The 20,550-nt window shown below is 42.8% G+C and carries 21 protein-coding genes; 6 read left to right on the top strand and 15 right to left on the bottom strand.

The genetic code is table 11. From position 1 onward, the window contains the following. Nucleotides 1–43: 43 nt before the first annotated feature. Genes ABD036_RS01245 through arsC form a run of 4 tightly spaced genes read right to left on the bottom strand, consistent with a single transcriptional unit; the run spans nt 44 to nt 3,371 of the window. Nucleotides 44–1,978, bottom strand: coding sequence for a hypothetical protein (locus ABD036_RS01245; RefSeq protein WP_343855803.1), 1,935 nt, complete (start codon nt 1,976–1,978; stop codon nt 44–46). Between the two features lie 27 nt (nt 1,979–2,005). Next, entirely contained in the window at nt 2,006–2,431 is a 426-nt protein-coding gene (locus ABD036_RS01240; RefSeq protein ID WP_343855802.1) for a DUF2069 domain-containing protein, read from the bottom strand. Further along, complete coding sequence (gene wrbA / locus ABD036_RS01235) at nt 2,428–3,018, bottom strand: NAD(P)H:quinone oxidoreductase (protein ID WP_343855800.1); 591 nt, start codon at nt 3,016–3,018, stop codon at nt 2,428–2,430. The genes ABD036_RS01240 and wrbA overlap by 4 nt, the downstream gene beginning before the upstream one ends. After that, nucleotides 3,018–3,371 carry an arsenate reductase (glutaredoxin) gene (gene arsC / locus ABD036_RS01230; RefSeq protein WP_343855797.1) on the bottom strand — a complete coding sequence of 118 codons (354 nt, stop codon included), beginning with the start codon at nt 3,369–3,371 and terminating at the stop codon, nt 3,018–3,020. Before arsC ends, wrbA begins: the two co-directional genes overlap by 1 nt. A 121-nt stretch (nt 3,372–3,492) precedes the next feature. Between arsC and ABD036_RS01225 the strand changes: the two genes are divergently transcribed. Then, nucleotides 3,493–3,978 carry a TlpA family protein disulfide reductase gene (locus ABD036_RS01225; protein ID WP_343855795.1) on the top strand — a complete coding sequence of 162 codons (486 nt, stop codon included), beginning with the start codon at nt 3,493–3,495 and terminating at the stop codon, nt 3,976–3,978. Here ABD036_RS01225 and bepA read toward each other — a convergent pair. Next, nucleotides 3,964–5,424, bottom strand: a complete 1,461-nt coding sequence (gene bepA / locus ABD036_RS01220; RefSeq protein ID WP_425542540.1) for a beta-barrel assembly-enhancing protease — start codon at nt 5,422–5,424, stop codon at nt 3,964–3,966. The genes ABD036_RS01225 and bepA overlap by 15 nt on opposite strands. A gap of 307 nt (nt 5,425–5,731) precedes the next feature. On the opposite strand from bepA, the gene ABD036_RS01215 reads away from it, so the two are divergent. Beyond that, nucleotides 5,732–6,808 (top strand): AI-2E family transporter, encoded by a 1,077-nt coding sequence (locus ABD036_RS01215; protein WP_343855790.1) that lies wholly within the window; start codon nt 5,732–5,734, stop codon nt 6,806–6,808. 49 nt (nt 6,809–6,857) lie between these two features. On the opposite strand, the gene bcp is transcribed toward ABD036_RS01215, so the two are convergent. Together bcp and ABD036_RS01205 are read right to left on the bottom strand one after the other, a co-directional pair. Further along, a complete protein-coding gene (gene bcp, locus ABD036_RS01210; protein ID WP_343855788.1) occupies nt 6,858–7,322 on the bottom strand; it encodes a thioredoxin-dependent thiol peroxidase in 465 nt (154 codons plus the stop codon). Nucleotides 7,323–7,367: 45 nt separating this feature from the next. Further along, nucleotides 7,368–7,895, bottom strand: coding sequence for a glycine cleavage system transcriptional repressor (locus tag ABD036_RS01205; protein WP_343855786.1), 528 nt, complete (start codon nt 7,893–7,895; stop codon nt 7,368–7,370). A gap of 239 nt (nt 7,896–8,134) precedes the next feature. On the opposite strand from ABD036_RS01205, the gene dapA reads away from it, so the two are divergent. The 3 genes from dapA to ABD036_RS01190 are packed head-to-tail and all read left to right on the top strand — an operon-like array spanning nt 8,135 to nt 11,285. After that, on the top strand, nt 8,135–9,013 hold the full coding sequence (dapA, locus tag ABD036_RS01200; protein WP_343855784.1) for a 4-hydroxy-tetrahydrodipicolinate synthase: 879 nt from the start codon (nt 8,135–8,137) through the stop codon (nt 9,011–9,013). Between the two features lie 29 nt (nt 9,014–9,042). Next, nucleotides 9,043–10,149: an NlpB/DapX family lipoprotein gene (bamC, locus tag ABD036_RS01195; RefSeq protein WP_343856538.1), complete on the top strand. Its 1,107-nt coding sequence runs from the start codon at nt 9,043–9,045 to the stop codon at nt 10,147–10,149. Between the two features lie 26 nt (nt 10,150–10,175). Further along, the gene (locus tag ABD036_RS01190; RefSeq protein ID WP_343855783.1) at nt 10,176–11,285 is read left to right on the top strand and encodes a phosphoribosylaminoimidazolesuccinocarboxamide synthase; all 1,110 of its coding nucleotides are present in this window, start codon (nt 10,176–10,178) and stop codon (nt 11,283–11,285) included. A 216-nt stretch (nt 11,286–11,501) separates the two neighbouring features. Here the strand turns inward: ABD036_RS01190 and ABD036_RS01185 are convergent, their stop codons facing one another. The 6 genes from ABD036_RS01185 to ABD036_RS01160 all read right to left on the bottom strand — a co-directional run bounded on the left by ABD036_RS01185 (nt 11,502) and on the right by ABD036_RS01160 (nt 18,154). Beyond that, complete coding sequence (locus ABD036_RS01185) at nt 11,502–12,410, bottom strand: porin (RefSeq protein WP_343855782.1); 909 nt, start codon at nt 12,408–12,410, stop codon at nt 11,502–11,504. A 204-nt stretch (nt 12,411–12,614) separates the two neighbouring features. After that, the gene (gene phoU / locus ABD036_RS01180) at nt 12,615–13,331 is read right to left on the bottom strand and encodes a phosphate signaling complex protein PhoU (protein WP_343855780.1); all 717 of its coding nucleotides are present in this window, start codon (nt 13,329–13,331) and stop codon (nt 12,615–12,617) included. A gap of 21 nt (nt 13,332–13,352) precedes the next feature. Next, nucleotides 13,353–14,177, bottom strand: a complete 825-nt coding sequence (gene pstB, locus ABD036_RS01175; RefSeq protein ID WP_343856537.1) for a phosphate ABC transporter ATP-binding protein PstB — start codon at nt 14,175–14,177, stop codon at nt 13,353–13,355. Between the two features lie 101 nt (nt 14,178–14,278). Then, on the bottom strand, nt 14,279–15,568 hold the full coding sequence (gene pstA, locus ABD036_RS01170; RefSeq protein ID WP_343855779.1) for a phosphate ABC transporter permease PstA: 1,290 nt from the start codon (nt 15,566–15,568) through the stop codon (nt 14,279–14,281). A gap of 3 nt (nt 15,569–15,571) precedes the next feature. Continuing rightward, the gene (gene pstC / locus ABD036_RS01165) at nt 15,572–16,960 is read right to left on the bottom strand and encodes a phosphate ABC transporter permease subunit PstC (RefSeq protein WP_343855777.1); all 1,389 of its coding nucleotides are present in this window, start codon (nt 16,958–16,960) and stop codon (nt 15,572–15,574) included. Nucleotides 16,961–17,065: 105 nt separating this feature from the next. Continuing rightward, nucleotides 17,066–18,154, bottom strand: a complete 1,089-nt coding sequence (locus ABD036_RS01160; RefSeq protein WP_425542532.1) for a PstS family phosphate ABC transporter substrate-binding protein — start codon at nt 18,152–18,154, stop codon at nt 17,066–17,068. A gap of 290 nt (nt 18,155–18,444) precedes the next feature. Here ABD036_RS01160 and ABD036_RS01155 point away from each other — a divergent pair, with 290 nt between their 5' ends. Beyond that, nucleotides 18,445–19,059: a flavin reductase family protein gene (locus tag ABD036_RS01155; protein ID WP_343855775.1), complete on the top strand. Its 615-nt coding sequence runs from the start codon at nt 18,445–18,447 to the stop codon at nt 19,057–19,059. A 71-nt stretch (nt 19,060–19,130) separates the two neighbouring features. On the opposite strand, the gene yfaE is transcribed toward ABD036_RS01155, so the two are convergent. Next, nucleotides 19,131–19,403: a class I ribonucleotide reductase maintenance protein YfaE gene (gene yfaE / locus ABD036_RS01150; RefSeq protein ID WP_343855774.1), complete on the bottom strand. Its 273-nt coding sequence runs from the start codon at nt 19,401–19,403 to the stop codon at nt 19,131–19,133. Beyond that, nucleotides 19,403–20,533, bottom strand: a complete 1,131-nt coding sequence (gene nrdB / locus ABD036_RS01145) for a class Ia ribonucleoside-diphosphate reductase subunit beta (protein ID WP_343855771.1) — start codon at nt 20,531–20,533, stop codon at nt 19,403–19,405. The genes yfaE and nrdB overlap by 1 nt, the downstream gene beginning before the upstream one ends. Nucleotides 20,534–20,550: the final 17 nt, after the last annotated feature.

The following is a 20,550-nucleotide window of genomic DNA, read 5'->3' as shown; positions in this document are numbered from 1 at the left end:
AAACTTACGAGGGCGGGTTGAATGTTGATTCAATCCGCCTTTTTTAGTGTTGAGGTGTGATAGGTCTGCCAATATGGTGATGACGCAGATCTTGTTCAATTGAGCGCTCAGTGAGCATTGGTTTTTTCTGCATGCGTTGCGCCGAACCTTGTGGATCTAGGTTGAGTTGTTCGAAATAACCGACACCAGGTTCAAATAATTGCACGCCAGGTAGTCTTTGTTGTTCAGTTTGCACGTCAATCTCAGGCAATATTTGCTCAATTACCGCCTGTGTTCTTAATTGAATACTGGGGTGGTTAACTCGATTACGTTGTCCCCATGCCACCGGATAGATATTATCTTGGTCACGTTCAATAATGGCAGTATCAGCCAAAGCGTCGAGGCGATACAACATCATAAAACGCTCAAACAAAGTGGCATAATCTTCTCTTATCGTAGAATAACTGTAATAGGCGGGGGCCTTATCAGGTTCAAAAAAGTCTACTACTTGTTGGGCAGTGTATGACTTTTGTAATTCACTCGCGCTATCCCCTAAAAAGCTGACGCGCGCTAGGCGCTGCATCACTTGTGAGGTTAACGGATAGCTTTGAGAGAACGCAGTTGAACTTGGCTCATTGTTGTTAGCATAACTTAAGGGCGTATCTGTGCCAGACACGTTTGCCCAACTGCGTTGCGGATAAAAATCATTGGCGTGGGCCAGTTCGTGGTACATCAACCAACTTACACTGGCTTCCATATCTTCAAATGACTTGGTTAGACGGTCGCTTTTGGGATATTTACTGCTTTTAATGTAGTAGTCATTGTCTTTGATATATCGCCATGGAATAGAGAATTGCAGATCATTACCAAAGTCAGCACGGTAATCTGGGGCAGAATTGAGTGTATCTCGCTCTTGTGGTGTTACCCAAAAATTAGCGGCATCTAAATATATAGCGCCAGTCGCACTCCAGTAAAACGAAGGGCGTATATCGTAAGAAATAACGATAGCCGTAGTCGCGCGCAGTAATTTACGCATGTCTTCGCCAGTGGTAGAGCGTTGTAAAAACTGTTCAAATCGTTCTCCCATCCACGGATGCGACACCAATACGCGCTGCATAATATCTGCGGTGCTCGGAGCTAAATTATCTTGTCCAATCAGGGGTAATTGATTGAATGAACAGGAGTTGTCGATAGTATTGTTGTACACACAACGTTCTAAAGCATTGGCATATGGGCTGTCTTTCCGATAAGAGAACAGGTCTGTACTGACCACTTGTTCGCTGTAGCGCGGAAAAAAGCCATCTGCATTTATTTCAACATCTTTGATCACAATGTGGCTGATGTCGGTTGCGGTAGTGCCATCTTCAAATTCGATCGTGCCTTGAATAACAACAATTTCATCTTTGTTGACACTAGGGGCATCAAAAAACACTTGGCTTTGCTGGGGATCAAGTGTCACATTGACCGTCCCTGCAATTTGTTCCCAGCGCCAAGCGCTTATAGATTTGCTCGAGGGAGAATCAATACGAAGGGAAACATTGGCTTGCTCGGAAGCGGCATGATCTAGTCTTATATTGGCAATGTCAGCGTGGTGTTGTATTACACTTAGCGCAATGGCTTGTTCAAAGTCTTGACCATTAGACATAGTCCCCGTGACCAGAAAACTATAGTCACCTGCATCGAGTGTATCAAAACCGATAACCTGCATGTGTGGGGCCATTATGGTTACAGAAGGACCCGCGGTTTGCTGCCATGCAATTTGCTTAACCCGTTGTCCGGGGTTTGCCCTAAGCGCTAAGCCGACCGCTTCTCCTGTACGTGCTTCGGTTTGACCATAAACAGCAAAAAAAGTCGTATCTGCAATAGGTTCAGGCGTATCAACGGTAACGGGGGGAGGAACAGGTTGCTGAGGGGTAGGTGAGGGCGAACTGCTATTATTTGACCCTCCACAGCCACTTAACCCAACCGATAAGCCAAACAGTAACGCTCGTTTGTTCATCGTAGCTACCTCTTTGTACTTTACTTATTACTGGTTCTCAAAATGCGCCTTTTCTTTGGCCATGTCAGCTTTCAATTTAGGGATCCCTAAGCCCAACTCTTTGCCTCTTAAACGAGCATACAAAATACAACCGACAAATAAACCGCTACATAACAGCAATTCAATTGCCGCAAGCCATCGTTCGTTTTCAATCGCATAGATACTTGTAAGACCGTGGATCATGTAAAACATGACAATAAAATTCGCCCACGCAAAGGTGTAGGGTTTACCTTTTATCATTCCAGGTAATGGCAACAGCAACGGGAGCGTCCATACTGCCGCTAAGAACCATTCAAATTCGACACTGCGACCTGTTGGTTCGGCTAGTAAAAGGTGCCAAACTGGCATCCAGATAATGAGTAATAGCAAACAGCTCAATGCAAGTTTGCGATAAAAGGGAGTGGATAATTTCATTGTTTTCCTAGTTTAATCGCTAATGTGGCTAAATGTTTGCCCTGTGCTAAACATAAGGCACTCTCATCTTCACTTAGTTCAGACGAGTCAGCAAAACTTACATGAGTTGCACCATAGGGAGTACCGCCAGTGCGCGTTGCCTTTAATTCGGGTTCAGAATACGGGATCCCAGTTACAACCATGCCGTGGTGCAACAAAGGCAACATCATGGTCAACAGTGTCGACTCCTGACCACCATGGAGACTGCCACTTGAGGTAAATACACAGGCGGGTTTGCCAATCAAATCACCGGCCAACCATTGAGCAGCCGTACTATCCCAAAAATACTTCATTGCGCTAGACATATTGCCAAAACGCGTTGGACTACCTAAAGCCAAGCCACCGCATTGTTTAAGATCCGCAACGCTAACATAAGGATCTCCTGAACTTGGCACTTTAGCTTGGATCTGTTCGAAACCATCTGACACTCTAGGAACCGTACGTACCATCGCATCAAGCCCTTGGGATTGAACACCTTGGGCAATTTTATTGGCGAGCTGTTTGGTACTACCGTGAACGCTATAATACAGGATCAGAATTGGCCCCACTAAATAATCTCCAATACCGACTCAGGAGGACGACCAATACGTGCTTTATCGCCGTTGACGACGATAGGGCGTTCCAACAACTTTGGCATCTGTTCCATTGCTTTGAGCAGTTGATTGTCGGTCAACGATGGATCACTTAGATTATTCTCAATATATTCAGCTTCTTTTTTACGCATCATTGCTCTTGGGTCGGTAATGCCAAGTTGGTCCATTAGCTGTTTAAGCTGTTCGACTGAAGGAGGCGTTTTAAGATACTCAATAATGTCTGGTTGCAGGTTACGATCGACGAGTAGGGCAAGGGTTTGTCGGCTCTTGCTACATCTTGGATTATGATAGATATGGAGATTTTGCATAACTAGTTACATTATTTTATGAAAACGTTATTCTATTCTAAAGGGAATTACGGGCGGGTGATAGCCCAAAGTTTCACAGTATTTTGGTCATTTCATAAAATTATTGAGGAGCAACATAACGGTGCTTAAAAAAATCGGTTTTGCGCTGCTACTGGCAGTGGCAGCTGTTGCGGGTTTTTGGTTTTCTCTGTCTTTGCGTGCTGATTTTTCGACTTTAGACGGTAAACAATATTCATGGCAGTCATTAAAAGACCAGATAGTGGTGGTGAATTATTTTGCTGAGTGGTGTGCTCCTTGTTTAAAAGAAGTACCGGAGTTGAATAAATTTGCACAGTTTGCTCAACAAAACGATGGTGTTTCAATTTTTGCGGTTAATTTTGATAATTTATCTGACCAAGAGCTAAGCAAATTAAGAGATAAGTATTCTATGGAATTTGCAATGGTGTCTGGCTTACCGAAAAACGCGCCATTTGCTATGCCAAAGTCGTTACCCGCTACGTTTATTATTGGGTCAGACGGTACCTTGATAAAGCAGTTGAATGGCGAGCAAACCGATGCACAATTACAAAACATTGTATTGACCCTACAAAAATTACAAGCTCTTTAAGCGGTCAATTTCGCTTCTAAACTGGTCTATTCTGGCTTTAATGCGTTGCTTTTCAAGCGGTCGCTCATTGGCAAAGTTGTAGGCTGTATGCAACTCATCTATGGCTCTAGGGTAGGCCGCGACCAGCGCATAGATTTCCGCTTTGCTTTGATGCATCTCAAGCATCTGCCGACTTTTGGCATAAGCATCAGAAAGTAACTGAAGCGCTAACATGTTGTTTGGGTTAACCAACAAGTAGTCCTTGAGAATGAGTATCGAGGCCTCCACATCGCCTTTTTCTAACAGTGCATTGGCTAAATTAAGCGTGATCACCCGATTGCGAGGCGCTCTTTTGGCCTCTTCTTTTAACATGGTAATAGCGTCGTCGAAGCGTTTTTCTGCAAGCGCGATGTCGGTAGCGGTATCAATATAGAACAGGTTTTCAGGATCTTTTTCACGTAGCCTATCAATGATTTCTTGTGCTTTGCTATATTGCTCGGCACCGAGATACGACAACGCTAACCCATAGGCTGCAGCTTGCTCAAACACATAGCGTTTTTTATCCAGAGCAAACTCGAATTGGGTAATGTTGTCCTTGGGGTTGCCGTAGTAACGGGCAATAATTCGGGCTTTGGCAAGGTGAAAGCTTAGCCGTTCGGAAACCTGACGTACATTGTATGAAGCCGCTCTGCTGCGTGCATCAGCGATTCGAGACTGTGGTAATGGGTGAGTCATTAAGTACGCGAAAGGTGTCGAGCGTAGTCGATATTTTTCTGCTAGTTTGCCAAAGAATGACGCTGCGGCATCTGGGTCGTAGCCACTTTGTGCCAGTACATCAATTCCAATTCTATCTGCTTCTTTTTCATTGCTGCGAGTATAATTTATCGATGCTTGTTGAGAAGCTGCATTAGTAGCACTGACTGCTGCAATACCTGCTTCAGGATTGGCGATGGCTAATAACAGTCCACCAAACAGTGAGGCAAGTTGCAAAGGTGAGGCTTTTTGTTGTGCTTGAATTTTGCGTGCGATGTGACGCTGGGTCACGTGGGCAATTTCGTGGGCAAGCACAGACGCTAATTCACTTTCATTATCAGCGCTGAAAATTAGCCCAGTATGAATGCCAACATGACCGCCGAAAAATGCAAAAGCGTTTATATCGGCACTGTTGATAAGGAAAAACTTAAACGGAAACTTTACGTTCTCCGCATTGGCAACAAGTCGATTGCCAAGATCCTGAAGATACTCATCGAGCAAGGGGTCATTAATTAATGGTGCTTGACCACGCAACTGGCGCATCAATATATCACCAATAAGAACTTCTTTATCGATACTAATGGCTTCAGATGCCACCACTCCTATTTCTGGTAACGCATTGCGTTTCCGATCATCGGCGAGTTGCGCCCATGTTAGGCTACTAAATAGGCTATAGCTTAGCGCACCAAAAACGATGAACCCCTTCTTTGAAATCCAATTTATCAAACTACCAACTCTCAAACGTGTGTGCTTCCTGTATAAATGTAAGGGCGATTGTGTCTCTTTGAAACAGCTAATTAAAATTAAGTTCAGTTAAATCGTAATTAAAACGTGTATTTGCATAAATTTTAAGCCCAAATGCATTAAATAGGGATGAAGATAAATCTAAGTGTTACGTTTTGTTACTGGTTTATACGAAATAGTTGTCAAACTGAACCATTTTTTGGTGTAAATTATTGCTCTACAGGATTTTCATCCAACTTTTTGTAAGATCACCTATATCGTTTCGTCAGGAGTACCCATGCTAGAGTTTTTTGATCGTTGGTATAAGCGCAAGTTTTCAGATCCAGATTCGTTAATGTTGCTTATGCTTTTGGTCACGGTGTCTTTATTGCTTGCTGTTTGGGGCGGTATTCTCATGCCTGTAATCGTCGCTGCGATCATTGCTTATTTGCTCGATTGGCCGGTGGTTCAATTGATTAAAACCGGTTTTTCGCGAACCTATGCGTCGAGCCTGGTACTCACTCTGTTTATCGCTATTTCAATATTAATCTTTGTAGTAGTCGTGCCTGTTGTGTCACAGCAAAGCGTTAATCTTATTCAAGAAACGCCGCAAATATGGAAGGAAGGCCAACAATGGCTACTGACGTTGCCAGAATTGTATCCAAACTTTGTTCAAGTTGACCATATACAAAAAGGACTACATGGCTTAAATCAAAAAATAGTCGAAGTAGGGGAAAAACTCATTTCTGCTTCGTTTAGCTCCCTGGCTGATCTAGGCGCGTTACTAATTTATTTGATTTTGGTGCCGTTGATGGTGTTCTTTATGCTTAAAGATAAACAGTTACTGATTGATAATATAGCCAAATTCTTGCCTAACGAACGGCGTCTTATTAAACAGGTAGGCAGTGAGATGAATTTGCAAATCGCCAATTATATACGCGGTAAAGTCATCGAAATCGTGATTGTTGGTGCCGTGTCTGCCGCTACCTTTGCTTTCATGGATCTGCGTTATGCCGTGTTATTGGGAGTCTTGGTTGGGTTTTCGGTATTAATACCCTACATTGGCGCAGCGGTTGTGACCATTCCAGTGGCGATTGTCGCGCTGTTTCAATGGGGCGTGACACCGGATTTTTGGTATTTGATGGTGGCTTATTTCATCATTCAAGCTCTCGATGGCAACCTATTGGTACCGGTACTTTTTTCCGAAGCCGTTAGTTTGCATCCTATCTACATCATAGTTGCAGTGTTGTTCTTTGGTGGCCTTTGGGGCTTCTGGGGAGTGTTTTTTGCAATTCCACTGGCTACACTGGTAAAAGCCGTGATCAATGCATGGTCGCCACCACCAACAGAACCAAGTGAGAACACCGAAATTTAAAACTAAAAAGGGGCTGTGAAAGCCCCTTTAAGTATCGATACGCTTTGTTTTAGCCATTTAAGTAATCTAGTACCACTTGATGATGGTCTTTGGTTTTAAATTTATCAAAAACATGCTCAACCTTGCCTGATTCATCGATTAAAAATGAAATTCGATGAATACCATCATACTCCTTGCCCATAAATTTCTTTGGTCCCCACACACCGAACTGGTCGGCAACCTGATGATCTTCATCAGAAAGAAGAGTGAAGTTTAATTGCTCTTTGTCAGCAAATTTGGGCAAACGTTTTTGCGGATCAGGACTTATCCCTAGCACCACCAAGTTTTTATCATCTAACAACGTTTTGCTGTCTCTAAGACCCTGCGCTTGAACAGTACATCCTGGGGTCATTGCTTTTGGATAAAAGTAAACTAGTACTTTTTTGCCCGAAAAATCTGACAGAGACACAGCTTGGTCATTTTGATCTTGAAGCGTAAAGTTTGGCGCAGTATCGCCAGCAGTTAATCTGTTCATGGTTTTTCCTATTCATTATTGGCTAAATTTATACAGACGCAGAGCTCAATGATTCTCACTGATTTTGCCGTCTAAGCCTAGAGAGTCTAGAAGTTGACTGAAGTTCTGCCTCAGATCTTGGATGTTTGCGACAAGCGGCACACTGGCAACAAATTTAATTTTCATCAGTTCTTGTTGAGAGTCTTGATCGGTAAAGGTCTTTTGTCTCAAGGCACTGATTGCGGCATCATATTTGGCCAACAAGGTAGACACCTTATGGATTGCGCCAGGTGTGTCGTTACCGCTAATTTCAACGTCGATCAGGTGTTCAAGATTCTGTTTGCAATGGCGTTTAGTACGCTTGAGCATTGATAACAGATCATGACGCTGACAGGTCTGTGGAATTTTTATTTCTGCTTTGGTAATAGCAACTTGATTGCCTTCGAGGATCATCGTAAGAGAAAAATCCTCACCATAAATGGCTTGGCGGCTGTCCAATATATTGCAACCTGCATCGCTGACAGTGTTGGCAATTTCACTAAGGATACCGACATTATTGCTACCCAAAATCGTCACAATGAGTTGTTGATTCATACACCCGTAATCATTTTCACAAACCAGCGGCAAGATTAACATATTTAACAAAAAGCTGAAAAGAGAGGCGGTAAAACAATTGCTTATGCAATGAATTAGTACAAAGTGTGAAAGCCAACGGTCGCTTAATAGGCAATGGCGTCTACAGCTAGTAAGAAACATCACGTGATAATCTATTCAAGGCTTGTTTTTATTGAGCTTGATCATTACCATTAGGCGCTCATTTTTGTGGAGAAAGCATGTTTAAAGGTAGTTATGTTGCGCTGGTGACACCCATGGACGACCAGGGCGAAATTGATTATACGAGTCTGGAAAAATTAGTTGCTTTTCACATCGACAATGGCACTCACGGTATTGTATCGGTTGGTACAACGGGAGAGTCTGCCACTCTGCCTTTTGATGAACATATTCAAGTTGTTAAAAAAACGGTTGAGTTTGCCCAAGGTGCTATACCCATTATTGCTGGGAGCGGCGCAAATTCTACTGCTGAGGCGATCTTTTTAAGTGAACAACTATCAGGAACCGGCGTTGCCGGCTTTTTGAGTGTTGTACCTTATTACAATAAACCTCAGCAAAAAGGCATGATTGCTCATTTTAACGCTATCGCTGATGCCACTGATTTACCGGTAATGTTGTACAATGTGCCTGGTCGAACGGTTGCTGACATGTTACCTGAAACCGTCGCTGAACTAGCGAAACATCAAAATATTATTGGTCTAAAAGACGCCACAGGCGATATTGCTCGCTTAAAACAGACGCAATCGTTAGTCAGCAGTGACTTTTTATTTTTTAGTGGCGATGATCCCACTTCGTGCGACTTTTTATGTGAAGGCGGGCAGGGCGTGATTTCCGTAACCGCAAATATAGTCCCTAAACAAATGGCACAACTGTGTGAAGCTGCGCTGGCGGGTAATTTTGAGCAAGCCAAGCAAATTAATGATGGCATATCATCCTTGCATACCGCGCTATTTATTGAATCGAATCCCGTTATACCTAAATGGGCGTTGTTTAAAATGGCCATGATAAATTCTGCACAGTTACGATTACCATTGGTGTCGCCGGAACTTGCAAGTCAAAATGAAATCGAACAGATCATGCGCGAAACAGGCGTTTTATGATGTCGAAAGGAAAATTAGAGGAAATGAGCATGATCCGCAAGGCAGTACTGGTCCTTAGTCTATCCCTTATATGGGTGTCAGGTTGTACAACAACAGAAGAACGTCAACGAGCCAATGGTAATTACGAATACGTTGAAAAAGAGCAGCAAGAGCCGTTTAAAGTTCCAGAAGGAGTGGATAAACCTGAAGTTAAGAGTGATTATGAGATCCCGGAGATTGGTAGTAATGCTCCGCGTGACTTAGTTGGACCAAAAGTAACCGTCATTTCCCCCTCATTGGTGCTCCCTTTAGTGACAGGTTCCCATGTTGAAGAAGGCCTCAAAGAAGCAACAGTATGGTTTGATCAGATAGATGACTCTCAACCACTGGATACCACTATTTGGAATTCGCTCCTAAGCTTTTTAGAAGAGCGAGACATCGGTGTTGTGAGTTTTGACAAAGAACAACAAAAATTAATCACTGACTGGATGATCATCGAAGAAAATGAAGGTGAAAGCTGGTTTACGTGGACCAAAACAGAGCGCTCTGTGGGCAAGCGTTTTGAATTCTCGTTACAGTTAAAACCTCATGGTCGCACCGCTAAGTTAACAACGACCTTGCGCGACTATCTTGAAACTGTTGGTGAAAAAGTCATTGCTGATATCAATCCTGAATTGGCGCGCAGAAATGAAGTAGAGATTCTCAATCAAGTAATCAGTCATTATGAGAAACAAGTCAGAATGACCGATATTCAGCGCATTCGTCAGATCCGAAGTGGTTATGCCATGGAAATGGGTACCAACAGTAAAGGTGAACCTGCCTATATTGTCGATGGCGAATACGATGTGGTTTGGCCGCGCTTATTGCTCGTTTTACGAAAGTTGGGATTCAACGTTAAAGATCTCGATAAATCCAATGGATTGCTATTTGTTAATTATGGTGGGCAAGAAAGTTCGTGGTGGAAAGGATGGTTTTCCAAAGATGATACACAACTGAAATTGGACAAGACCGACTATCGTATACAAACCAAAAAGTTAGGCAGTAAAACCGTTGTGACTTTATTAAATAATGAAAGTGTTGCTCTTGATTTGAACAAAGTGACGGAAATTTATCCCGAGTTCGCTAAAGTCATGGCATCTGATAATTTGGATATTTAGCACTGTATTTTGATTAGGACTTGATAATGAGTTTGTCTCACTCTGTTCTGGCGGTTAACGATGATTTACCTATCCGTACTGGTGCAAAAGTACATAGCGGTAAAGTTCGCTCAGTCTACTGGTTAACTGAGCAAGACAGCCGTAGGTTGATTGCGCTAAAAGGCTATGACGTGCCTGATGATACGCCCTTGGCGGTAATGATTATCAGTGATCGCATCTCTGCATTTGATTGTGTTTGGCATGCCCAAGGTGGTTTAAACGGTGTCCCTGGTAAGGGGGCGGCGTTAAATGCGATTTCTAATCATTGGTTTTCACTATTCAAACAATCGGGGTTGGCCGACAGTCACATTTTGGATGTGCCTCATCCGTTTGTCTGGATAGTGCAAAAAGCACAACCGGTGATGATTGAAGCGATTGGCCGAAACTACATCACCGGCTCTATGTGGCGCGCTTATGCTGCCGGAGAGCGTGAGTTTTGTGGTATTCAGTTACCTGAAGGACTGCAAAAAGACAGCAAACTAGACGAGCTTCTTATTACCCCCTCTACTAAAGGCGTTCTAAAAGGTATCCCCGGCGTCCAAGAAGCGGATGATGCCAATATCAGTCGTCAATCAATAATCGATAATTATTCTGCGTTTGGTTTCAAAAAGCGAGAAGATGTTGCCTTGTATGAAAAGTTGCTAAAACAAGGCTTTGATGTGATTGCTAATGCGTTACAGCAAATCGATCAGATTTTTGTTGATACTAAGTTTGAGTTTGGCTACGTAAAAGATCGTCAAGGCACAGATAAACTTATTTATATGGATGAAGTTGGGACACCTGATTCGTCACGTATTTGGGATGGTCAAGCTTATCGCCAACAACAGATTGTTGAAAACTCCAAAGAGGGTTTTAGGCAATACCTATTAAATTACTTTCCTGATCCCGATATCTTATTGAATAAAAATCGCATGGCTGAGCGCTTTGCATTAGCTCAAAATAATGCCTTGCCGGTACAGGCGTTAATGGATATATCTTCAACCTATACTGGAATTGCAGGGCGTATTACCGGAAAGCCGCTAAAGATGGCCGATAATCCAAGGCAAGAAATCATTGATGTGTTGGCGCAACAATATCAATTAATAACGACCAGTTGATCGTTATCTGCTAGGTGAGGTTAAGCCGTTAATTATAAAAAAATTAGTTGTAGTGGCGCCGCCAATCCAGTTGTTTGAAAATTGCGCTGTAAACTACCAATTAAAAAAAGCTGTTAGGCTCACCCTAACAGCTTTTGTCTATTTTAAGCCTGTAACTTATTGCTGGGTATCAATAGGCCCTAATCATTTTCCAATGATTGTGATACCAAAAATTTACTAAAACTTATGCTCTAGACCTAGGGCTAACCACGATTTGTCTTCACTCACGTCTAAGCCTCGATCTGTATACCAAATATAAGCCTTGGTTGATTTTCCCAATTTATAGTCAGCGCCTACGCTCAGGCTTTTATCATCTTCAAGGGTTTGCACTTGACCTTTAAGTACAATTTTACCAAGGGTATAGGCTGCACTGACCAGCACACCGTCCTTAGAATCTCCGTTTTCAGCCAGTTCTTGACGATGTAAAATGGCCCCTAGTTTTAACGCGTCAAACTTTCCCTGTACCGAGATACGCTGAGAGTCATAGCCTTTTACATTAAAATCAGTGGCAATAGAGGCATACCAGTTACTCTGTTTCAAATTTTTGTCGCCATAACTGACAGATAGCGACTGGGCATCATCGCCAGCTACATCATCTTCTGCGATGTACGTCAGTCCTGCGCTGAAACCATTGATTGTGGGAGAGATGTAAGTAACCGAATCGCCCATACGATTTTCGCCTTTCCATAAGCCCTTGATGTCCGCTTCGTAATCATTGAATTGATCAATTTTACCTTGGGACTGTTTTAACATTGTGTCGTTGCGGCCTAACAAAACGGTACCGAAATTACCTTTTAAACCTAAATATTGGTTTCGCGCAGCAATATTATCGGAACCGGATTCATCCGCTAGATCAACTTGCCATTCAAGGGTATATACAACTTCAAGGTCGTCATCTACTTGTAAGTCACCTTTGATACCAAAACGAGAGGCATTACTTTTTAGTTCAGTGAAGCTTCCTTCTCCTTCATCGGCTGCTTGGGCAGACACATTTGCTTTGCCGTAAACCGTGATGGGATCAGCAAAACTGGCCATTGAAACTGACGCTGCAAGGAGGGACAAGGATAATTTATATACAAGTTTCATGTGTTCAGCTCTCAAATAGTAAAGTAGTCAATTGGTTTGTGTGCAATATAAGGCAGCTTGATTACAGGTATATTACAAAATTTAAATATTAGGATTATTACAATCGTTCTTTTCCCCTGTCATTTTAGATGACTCAAAAGCAAATTTTTTAAGGGAAATTGCGCTATCCAGAGACCTAACTAATCCACAATTAGAGTTACATTACTAAATCCTATTTAGCTTTTTCTCGATCTCATTGACACTGGTATGGCGCACATCTAAACCCCTAACCAGAAATATAATATGCTCGGCTATATTACGAGAATGATCGCCAATACGTTCCAATGCGCGTAATGCCCAAATGATTTTCATAACTCGCGTTATGCAGCGAGGATCTTCCATCATATAAGTAACTATTTCTCGCATCGCAGAAGCATATTCACGGTCCACTTTTTTGTCAGCTTTAGCGACTTGCAAGGCCTGGTCTACGTCAAATCGGGCAAATGCATCAAGCACTGAATGGACCATGTCTTGGACCAACGCCCCCATGTGTCTAACTTCATCATAGCCACCTGGCGCGGCGCCACTGTCGCTCAATTCAATCGCCATTTTAGCAATTTTTTGCGCTTCATCGCCCATGCGTTCAAGATCCCGGATCATTTTTATCACGGTCAATACCATGCGCAGGTCTGACGCCGCTGGTTGTCGGCAAGCCAGAACCATAGTGCATTGCTCATCTAGTTTAACTTCGTGCATGTCTATATCATCTTCCACTTCGATGACATTACAGGCAATTATACTGTCAGCAGTTTCCAAGGCCGTAAGTGCGTTTATTATTTGCCGTTCAACCAAGCCGCCCATCACCAACACTTGGCTTTTTAACGCTTCAAGATCAGAATCAAAGCGTTGTGAAATATGCTTATCTAGATGTAAATTTTCCATGGTTTACTCCTGTAGTTTCCGTTAGCCAAAACGACCCGTAATGTAGGCTTCAGTGAGATCGTGTTCGGGGTTAGTGAAAACCCGTTTGGTGTCATTAACCTCAATCAGTTTGCCCATATGAAAATAGGCAGTGCGATGTGATACGCGTGCCGCTTGTTGCATGGAGTGAGTCACAATTGCGATAGTATAATTTTCACTCAACTCAGCCATCAACTCTTCTATTTTTGCAGTGGCGATCGGGTCAAGCGCTGAACAGGGTTCATCCATCAGGATGACTTCCGGACTGACCGCGATAGTGCGAGCAATACACAGACGTTGCTGTTGACCTCCTGATAGCCCGGTACCTGGTGAGAGTAGGCGATCTTTTACCTCTTCCCATAAACTTGCCTTACGTAAACTGGTTTCAACAATTTCATCCAGTTCAGAACGGCTTGTGGCTAAACCGTGAACTTTGGGTCCGTAAGCAACGTTATCGTAAATCGATTTGGGGAACGGATTGGGTTTTTGAAAGACCATGCCGACCCGAGCTCGCAGTGGCACAACGTCTTGTTCTGGCGCATAAATATTTTCACCCTCTAATTTGAGATCGCCACTGATTTTACAGCTATCTATGGTGTCATTCATACGATTCAAACAGCGCAGAAAGGTCGATTTTCCGCAACCTGATGGACCTATCATGGCAACCACTTCGTTTTTTCCAATATCCAAACTGACGTCAAAAATCGCTTGTTTATCGGCATAGAAAACATCCACATTACGCATCGACATTTTGGCTTTATTTGAAAAGGGCTTACCTACGGTTTGCACACTAGATATGTCCTGTTCAATATCATTTTTATTCTTCATATCTATTGATTTACTCTTCAATTCGCATGTGTTCAACATGGTGTCTTTCATTTGTGCTTGCATGTTTTATTCTCCGCTTTTACGCAGTACTAGCGCATAAATTACCAACGACGTTCTAAGCGCTTACGCAACCATATTGCCAAAGTATTCATAGTGATTAAAAACGCCAACAACACCATAATGGCGGCTGAAGTACGCTCTACAAAGGCTCTTTCTGGACTATCTGACCAGAGAAATATCTGTACCGGCAACGCAGTTGCAGGATCAGTAACGCCGCCTGGAATATCTACAATGAAAGCAACCATGCCAATCATTAACAAGGGTGCCGTTTCACCCAGTGCTTGGGCAAAGCCAATAATGGCACCGGTTAACATTCCGGGCATCGCTAAGGGCAAAACATGATGGATTGTCACTTGCATTTTCGAAGCACCTAGGCCCAATGCGGCATCTTTGATTGAGGGAGGGACCGACTTAATTGCCGCACGACTTGAAATAATAATGGTGGGTAATGTCATCAAGGTCAGCACTAATCCACCAACTAGGGGAATGGAGCGGTGCATTTCAAAAAATCCGATGAAGATCGCCAACCCCAATAAGCCAAATATGATGGATGGTACTGCAGCTAAGTTATTTATATTAACTTCAATAAAGTCAGTAAACCGATTAGTCGGTGCATATTCCTCTAGATAGATGGCGGCTGCGACACCAATTGGAAAAGACAAAGCAATTGTCACCAACAAGGTAAATAGTGACCCTGCTATAGCGCCAGCAATACCAGCTTGCTCCGGTTCGCGCGAGTCTCCGCTAGTAAAAAACGTGGTGTTAAAACGCTTTTTAATATGCCCTTCGCTGATCAGGCTTTCCACCCACACAATCTGTTTATCTTTCATCCGTGCGGTAAAGGCGTCTGATCCATCTGAATTTCGACTTTTAACATAGGTATCAATATCGTCATCAACTAACAACCAAACACCGACTGTTTGATTAAGCAACGAAGGATCGTCCTCCAACATCGAACGCAAGGTGAATCCAGCCCCATTGCTGACGATGGAGTACAGATCGCGCTTGTCCCTGCGTCCAGTTACATCGCTAAATTGAGTTCTTAGTGATTTTTTTATTAAACCTTGGTAATCGGCCATCGCCAACTGATTTTCATCAGTGGGATCAATAATTTGCAGTTGTTGGGCATCAAATTTGACATCCATATACACGTAAGTCTGCAAAAAAGCACTGTGACCTTTACTGATTATGTCGGTAAATAAGACTGATAAGCAGGCTAAGCCGAACAAGATTGCTGCAATACCGTACGCACGAAATCGTTTCTCTGCCCGGTAGCGCTTCTGCAAGCTTTTATTAACCAAATCTATTGTCGATACGTTGTTTCTATTCATAAATTACTCGTACTGCTCACGGTATTTTTTTACTACAATCAAAGCGATATAGTTAAATATCAATGTGACAACAAATAACATCAGACCAAGCGCAAATGCTGACAACGTCTTGGGACTATTGAATTCCTGATCACCTACTAACAAAGTGACAATTTGCACTGTTATGGTTGTCACAGATTCCAATGGATTGGCGGTCAGATTGGCAGCCAGACCTGCTGCCATAACAACGATCATGGTTTCACCGATTGCTCTGGAGACGGCCAGTAAAACACCGCCGACAATGCCAGGTAGGGCGGCAGGAATAACTACCTGCTTGATTGTTTCTGATTGTGTTGCACCCAAGCCAAAAGAACCATCACGTAGAGATTGAGGCACGGCATTGATCACATCATCTGATAATGAAGAGATAAAAGGGATGATCATCACTCCCATTACTAAACCTGCGGCAAGGGCACTTTCCGAGGACACACTTAAACCAAACAAGCCACCAGATTCACGAATGAAAGGAGCGACAGTTAACGCCGCAAAAAAACCGTAAACCACTGTGGGTACACCGGCCAGAACTTCCAACATAGGTTTCACTACGGTGCGTACTTTTGGAGAGGCATATTCAGATAAATAAATCGCTGCCATTAAGCCTGCGGGCACCGCAATGGTCATGGCAATTAATGATATCAACATAGTTCCTGCAAACAGCGGAACTGCGCCAAAAGCCCCTGAGCCACCAACCTGGTCTTCGCGAATGGCCATTTGCGGACTCCAATCCAACCCAAACAGAAACTCAGTTATAGGCACAGATTGAAAGAATTTTATGGATTCAAATAACACCGATAAGATGATCCCAGCAGTGGTGAAAATAGCTAAGCTGGCGCACATTAGTAAAAACCACTTAAACACGGTCTCAACTTCTACTCTGGCATGCAGTTTTACATTGATGCGCAATCTGGCATAGGAGACAAATAATATTGCCACACACACAAAAACTAGATTCAACGCCATTTGACTAAGCCACTGCAGATTATTAAAACGCTGCGCTGCCACAATTATATAGGCTTCAACATTAGGATCTGCGGAACTACTGGTAGCAAGGTTACTCACGGTATTAAGTAATAAACCAATATCAGATTTTGACATTTGCTGAATATCGATTGGGAATTCTTGGACGATTATTTGTTGAATAATATAGTCATCGAATATCGTCCATACAGCCAGTAACAGAATGCAGGGGATTGCACACCACAATGCGGTAATCGTACCGTAGTACGAAGGCAGAGAATTGAGACTCCGAACGTTAGATTGCCCGCCAGCCAACGTTAATGCGCGCTTTTTTCCCATGTAAAAGGTCGCAACAAATAACAGCAGTGCAACTAAAAATAACAACGATGTATCCATAGAGCCTCAAACTTTATTGAATGAATAGTGGCTAACAAGTGGGTCTTTTTGATGTTTATCATCCAAGACCCACTTTATTAACCTGAATTAGCCTTACTTTGGTAACTATAAAACTAAGGGGGTAAGCATTTTCACATCTTGCTTTACAGCGTCGCGACGCTCTTCATCCAAGGGGATCATGCCTTTTTCAGTTAAGTAACCTTCTTCGCCAGAAGCTTTTTCGCTGGTGAATTCTGCTAGGTATTCTGCGATACCTGGAATGACGCCAACATGGGCTTTTTTAACGTAGAAATAAAGTGGGCGAGAGACTGGATAGGTGCCATCAGCTATCGATTCAAACGTCGGTTCAAAACCGTCAATCGAAGCGCCTTGAATTTGGTCAGCGTTTTGATCCAAGAAACTGAAACCAAAGATGCCAAGGGCATTTGAATTAGCATTAAGTTTTTGCACGATTAGATTGTCATTTTCGCCAGCCTCGATAAAGGCACCGTCTTCACGTACTGTGTGACAAATGGTTTTATACTGATTCTTAAGTTGTGACGATAATTTACTATCACCGGCTTTGCTCGCTGCTTTTGATTGTTTTTTAAGATCAGCTATCCAATCTATTTTTTTACAACCACCTTCCAAAGCTAACTCTGAAAACGCATCGCGCGTGCCAGAAGTCGGCGGAGGACCTAACACTTCAATTTTACGATTTGGTAGCTTAGGATTGACTTGGTTCCAGTTTTGATAAGGGTTCTCTATCAGTGTATTTGAGCCATCTGGGTTTGGAACTTCTTTTGCCAAAGCTAAAAATAAATCTTTCCGAGTGAGTTCCATTCTGGCGATTTTATTAGAGTTACCCAGCACTATGCCGTCATAGCCGATCAGTACTTCAACAATCTCAGTAACACCATTTTCAGCACACAATTCGACTTCTGATGCTTTCATACGACGAGAGGCGTTAGTGATATCTGGCGACTGTACACCCACGCCTTGACAGAACAACTTTAAACCGCCACCTGAGCCGGTCGATTCAACTTTTGGTGTTTTGAATTGTGTAGATTTACCAAAGCGCTCTGCTACTACGGTCGAAAAAGGGTAGACAGTTGAAGAGCCGACAACATTAATATAGTCACGTGCCGCGTGAGCAACATTCATAGTCAGACTTGAAGTGAGTGTAAATGCAGCGATATATATAGACTTGTTCATGGTAACGTCCTAGTGGTCATAATTGAAATCCCAGACAGTATAGGATTGCAATATGACGAGTAAGTGACGCAAATGTGACAGGAATATTACACGGTTAAATTGTTTATAAAGTATCTAAGATTCAACAACCAATGACTAAAGAAGTCACTAAATAGCCCGCAGCAGAACTCTACGAGATTCATTAACTTCCTGAATATGTTGATTATTTGCGAGGAAATGTTGATATATGTGCATATTTACACTACCTATATAATGGCTAATTTTAGCTAGTACTGACTCAAGGAAAACCTATGCCTGATACTACGCACTTTTATGAGCCCAAACTAGGTCACAACTTAAGTCATGATCCCTTTAATGCCATCATCGCGCCTAGGCCCATTGGCTGGATCTCTACCTTGGCCAACAAGGGCCAAGCAAATTTAGCACCCTATAGCTTTTTTAATGCCTTTAATTACCAGCCTCCACTCATTGGTTTTGCCAGTGTAGGTGACAAAGACACCCTCAACAATGCGCGCCGAACTGGCGAGTTTTGCTGGAATTTAGCGACCGTTGAGTTGGCTCAGGCTATGAATCTAACCAGTAAAGATACCGGCCAGGACGAATTCGAATTAGCCGGTTTGACTAAACGTACGTCTAAGATTATTAACCCCCCTCAGGTTGCTGAAAGTCCGGTGGTGATGGAGTGTAAAACATCACAGATTATTCAACTGCAATCGGCAAAAGGTGAATTGTGTGACAGTTGGTTGGTGATAGGCGAAGTTGTGGGCGTACATATCGATAAATCATTGATCGAAAATGGCGTATATCAAACCGTAAAAGGCCAACCCATTCTTCGCGGTGGTGGTGCAGGGGACTACTACAGCATTAATGAAACGAATAAATTTGAGATGTTAAGACCTAAGTAACCTTAACTGTAGGTTAAATCGCCTTACATCATGATGGGCGAAGCTCAACAGCAGCGCCATTTTCGAGTCCTTTAATACTCGACCTTAATACTAATATTCGAATTTGGAACGCTACAACAGGGCAAGAACTCATCGTCATCAATATAGGCGAGGGGATCCGTTGTATAATTGACTTGACCGCTTAGTAATTTAGTACGACAGGCACCACAAAACCCCTCTCTGCAGTGGTAATGGCTTTCAATATTATGCTGCTCTAGACAGGAAAGAATATTTTTTTGATCGGTAAAAACAATATCTTCGTGATCACCGACAGTGATCACGAAGGAGTTAGCGGTTTCAGTCATTAAAGATCAAAGTCACCGAAGTCGCCGGCGTTTACTTCAGAGTCAATCTGGCCCACTAAATATGAGCTGATCTCTGATTCTTGAGGCGCAACTTGAACGTTATCTGAGTTCAAATAGTTGTTCATCCAAGGCAGGGGATTACTTGTGATATCAAAAGGTTGTCCCATACCAATGGCCGACATTCTGTGATTCGCTATATATTCAACATATTGACACAAGATCTCTTCATTTAGCCCAATCATTGAGCCTTGCGCAAACAAATATCCCGCCCACTGCTTTTCTTGTTCAACCGCTTGCATGAAAATGGCTTTGGCTTCGTCTTTCAACTCTTCAGCAATCTCAGCCATTTCAGGATCGTCTTTACCTTTTTGCCATAGGTTAATGATGTGCTGAGTAGAAGTCAGGTGTAAATTTTCATCTCGGGCAATAAGACGAATAATCTTTGAATTACCTTCCATTAACTCACGCTCGGCAAATGCAAAGGTACAGGCGAAAGAAACGTAGAAACGGATCGCTTCCAATGCATTCACCGAGTTCATGCAAAGATACAGTTTCTTTTTCAACTCGCGCATAGTGACGTTGTGCACTTGACCATCGACGGTATGTACACCTTCCCCTTGGGTTTGCCAAAGCTGGGTATAGAAAATCAAGTCGTCATAGTATTTGGAGATATCACCGGCGCGCGTTTTAATGTGTTCGTTAACCACAATGTCATCAAATATGGCACTGGGATCGGTAAACAAGTTTCGCAATATATGCGTGTAAGAACGAGAATGTATGGTTTCAAAAAAGGACCAGGTTTCTGTCCAAGTCTCTAGCTCTGGAAGCGAAATGATCGGTAAAAACGCAATGTTTGGGCTTCTGCCTTGTACCGAATCGAGCAGTGTTTGGTACTTTAAATTAGAAATAAAGATATGTTTTTCAGAGTCACTCAAGGATTGAAAATCGACTCGGTCTTTACTGACATCTACTTCTTCAGGACGCCAGAAAAAAGAGATCTGCTTTTCGATTAACTTTTCAAAAATACTGTGCTTTTGTTGATCATAACGCGCCACGTTGACCGGATTACCAAAAAACATCGGCTCCAGAAGTGGGTTGGTACGTGTCTGATTAAATGTTGTGTATTTCATGTAGTTATAATGCTCTT

The sequence above is a fragment of the Aliiglaciecola litoralis genome (assembly GCF_039523355.1).
In the GTDB taxonomy this organism is placed as follows: Bacteria; Pseudomonadota; Gammaproteobacteria; order Enterobacterales; family Alteromonadaceae; genus Aliiglaciecola; species Aliiglaciecola litoralis.
The sequence above is the reverse complement of the archived record's forward strand: the minus strand, read 5'-3'. Positions and strand labels throughout refer to the sequence as shown.

Bases quoted from the DNA above. Each gene is read 5' to 3' on its own strand.
- dapA (WP_343855784.1), top strand. From the start codon at position 8,135: ATGTTTAAAGGTAGTTATGTTGCGCTGGTGACACCCATGGACGACCAG.
- nrdB (WP_343855771.1), bottom strand. From the start codon at position 20,533: ATGAAATACACAACATTTAATCAGACACGTACCAACCCACTTCTGGAG.
- bamC (WP_343856538.1), top strand. From the start codon at position 9,043: ATGATCCGCAAGGCAGTACTGGTCCTTAGTCTATCCCTTATATGGGTG.
- bcp (WP_343855788.1), bottom strand. From the start codon at position 7,322: ATGAACAGATTAACTGCTGGCGATACTGCGCCAAACTTTACGCTTCAA.
- ABD036_RS01185 (WP_343855782.1), bottom strand. From the start codon at position 12,410: ATGAAACTTGTATATAAATTATCCTTGTCCCTCCTTGCAGCGTCAGTT.
- ABD036_RS01205 (WP_343855786.1), bottom strand. From the start codon at position 7,895: ATGAATCAACAACTCATTGTGACGATTTTGGGTAGCAATAATGTCGGT.
- yfaE (WP_343855774.1), bottom strand. From the start codon at position 19,403: ATGACTGAAACCGCTAACTCCTTCGTGATCACTGTCGGTGATCACGAA.
- arsC (WP_343855797.1), bottom strand. From the start codon at position 3,371: ATGCAAAATCTCCATATCTATCATAATCCAAGATGTAGCAAGAGCCGA.
- ABD036_RS01215 (WP_343855790.1), top strand. From the start codon at position 5,732: ATGCTAGAGTTTTTTGATCGTTGGTATAAGCGCAAGTTTTCAGATCCA.
- pstC (WP_343855777.1), bottom strand. From the start codon at position 16,960: ATGGATACATCGTTGTTATTTTTAGTTGCACTGCTGTTATTTGTTGCG.
- ABD036_RS01240 (WP_343855802.1), bottom strand. From the start codon at position 2,431: ATGAAATTATCCACTCCCTTTTATCGCAAACTTGCATTGAGCTGTTTG.
- ABD036_RS01190 (WP_343855783.1), top strand. From the start codon at position 10,176: ATGAGTTTGTCTCACTCTGTTCTGGCGGTTAACGATGATTTACCTATC.
- pstB (WP_343856537.1), bottom strand. From the start codon at position 14,177: ATGAAGAATAAAAATGATATTGAACAGGACATATCTAGTGTGCAAACC.
- ABD036_RS01160 (WP_425542532.1), bottom strand. From the start codon at position 18,154: ATGAACAAGTCTATATATATCGCTGCATTTACACTCACTTCAAGTCTG.
- ABD036_RS01155 (WP_343855775.1), top strand. From the start codon at position 18,445: ATGCCTGATACTACGCACTTTTATGAGCCCAAACTAGGTCACAACTTA.
- ABD036_RS01245 (WP_343855803.1), bottom strand. From the start codon at position 1,978: ATGAACAAACGAGCGTTACTGTTTGGCTTATCGGTTGGGTTAAGTGGC.
- phoU (WP_343855780.1), bottom strand. From the start codon at position 13,331: ATGGAAAATTTACATCTAGATAAGCATATTTCACAACGCTTTGATTCT.
- pstA (WP_343855779.1), bottom strand. From the start codon at position 15,568: ATGAATAGAAACAACGTATCGACAATAGATTTGGTTAATAAAAGCTTG.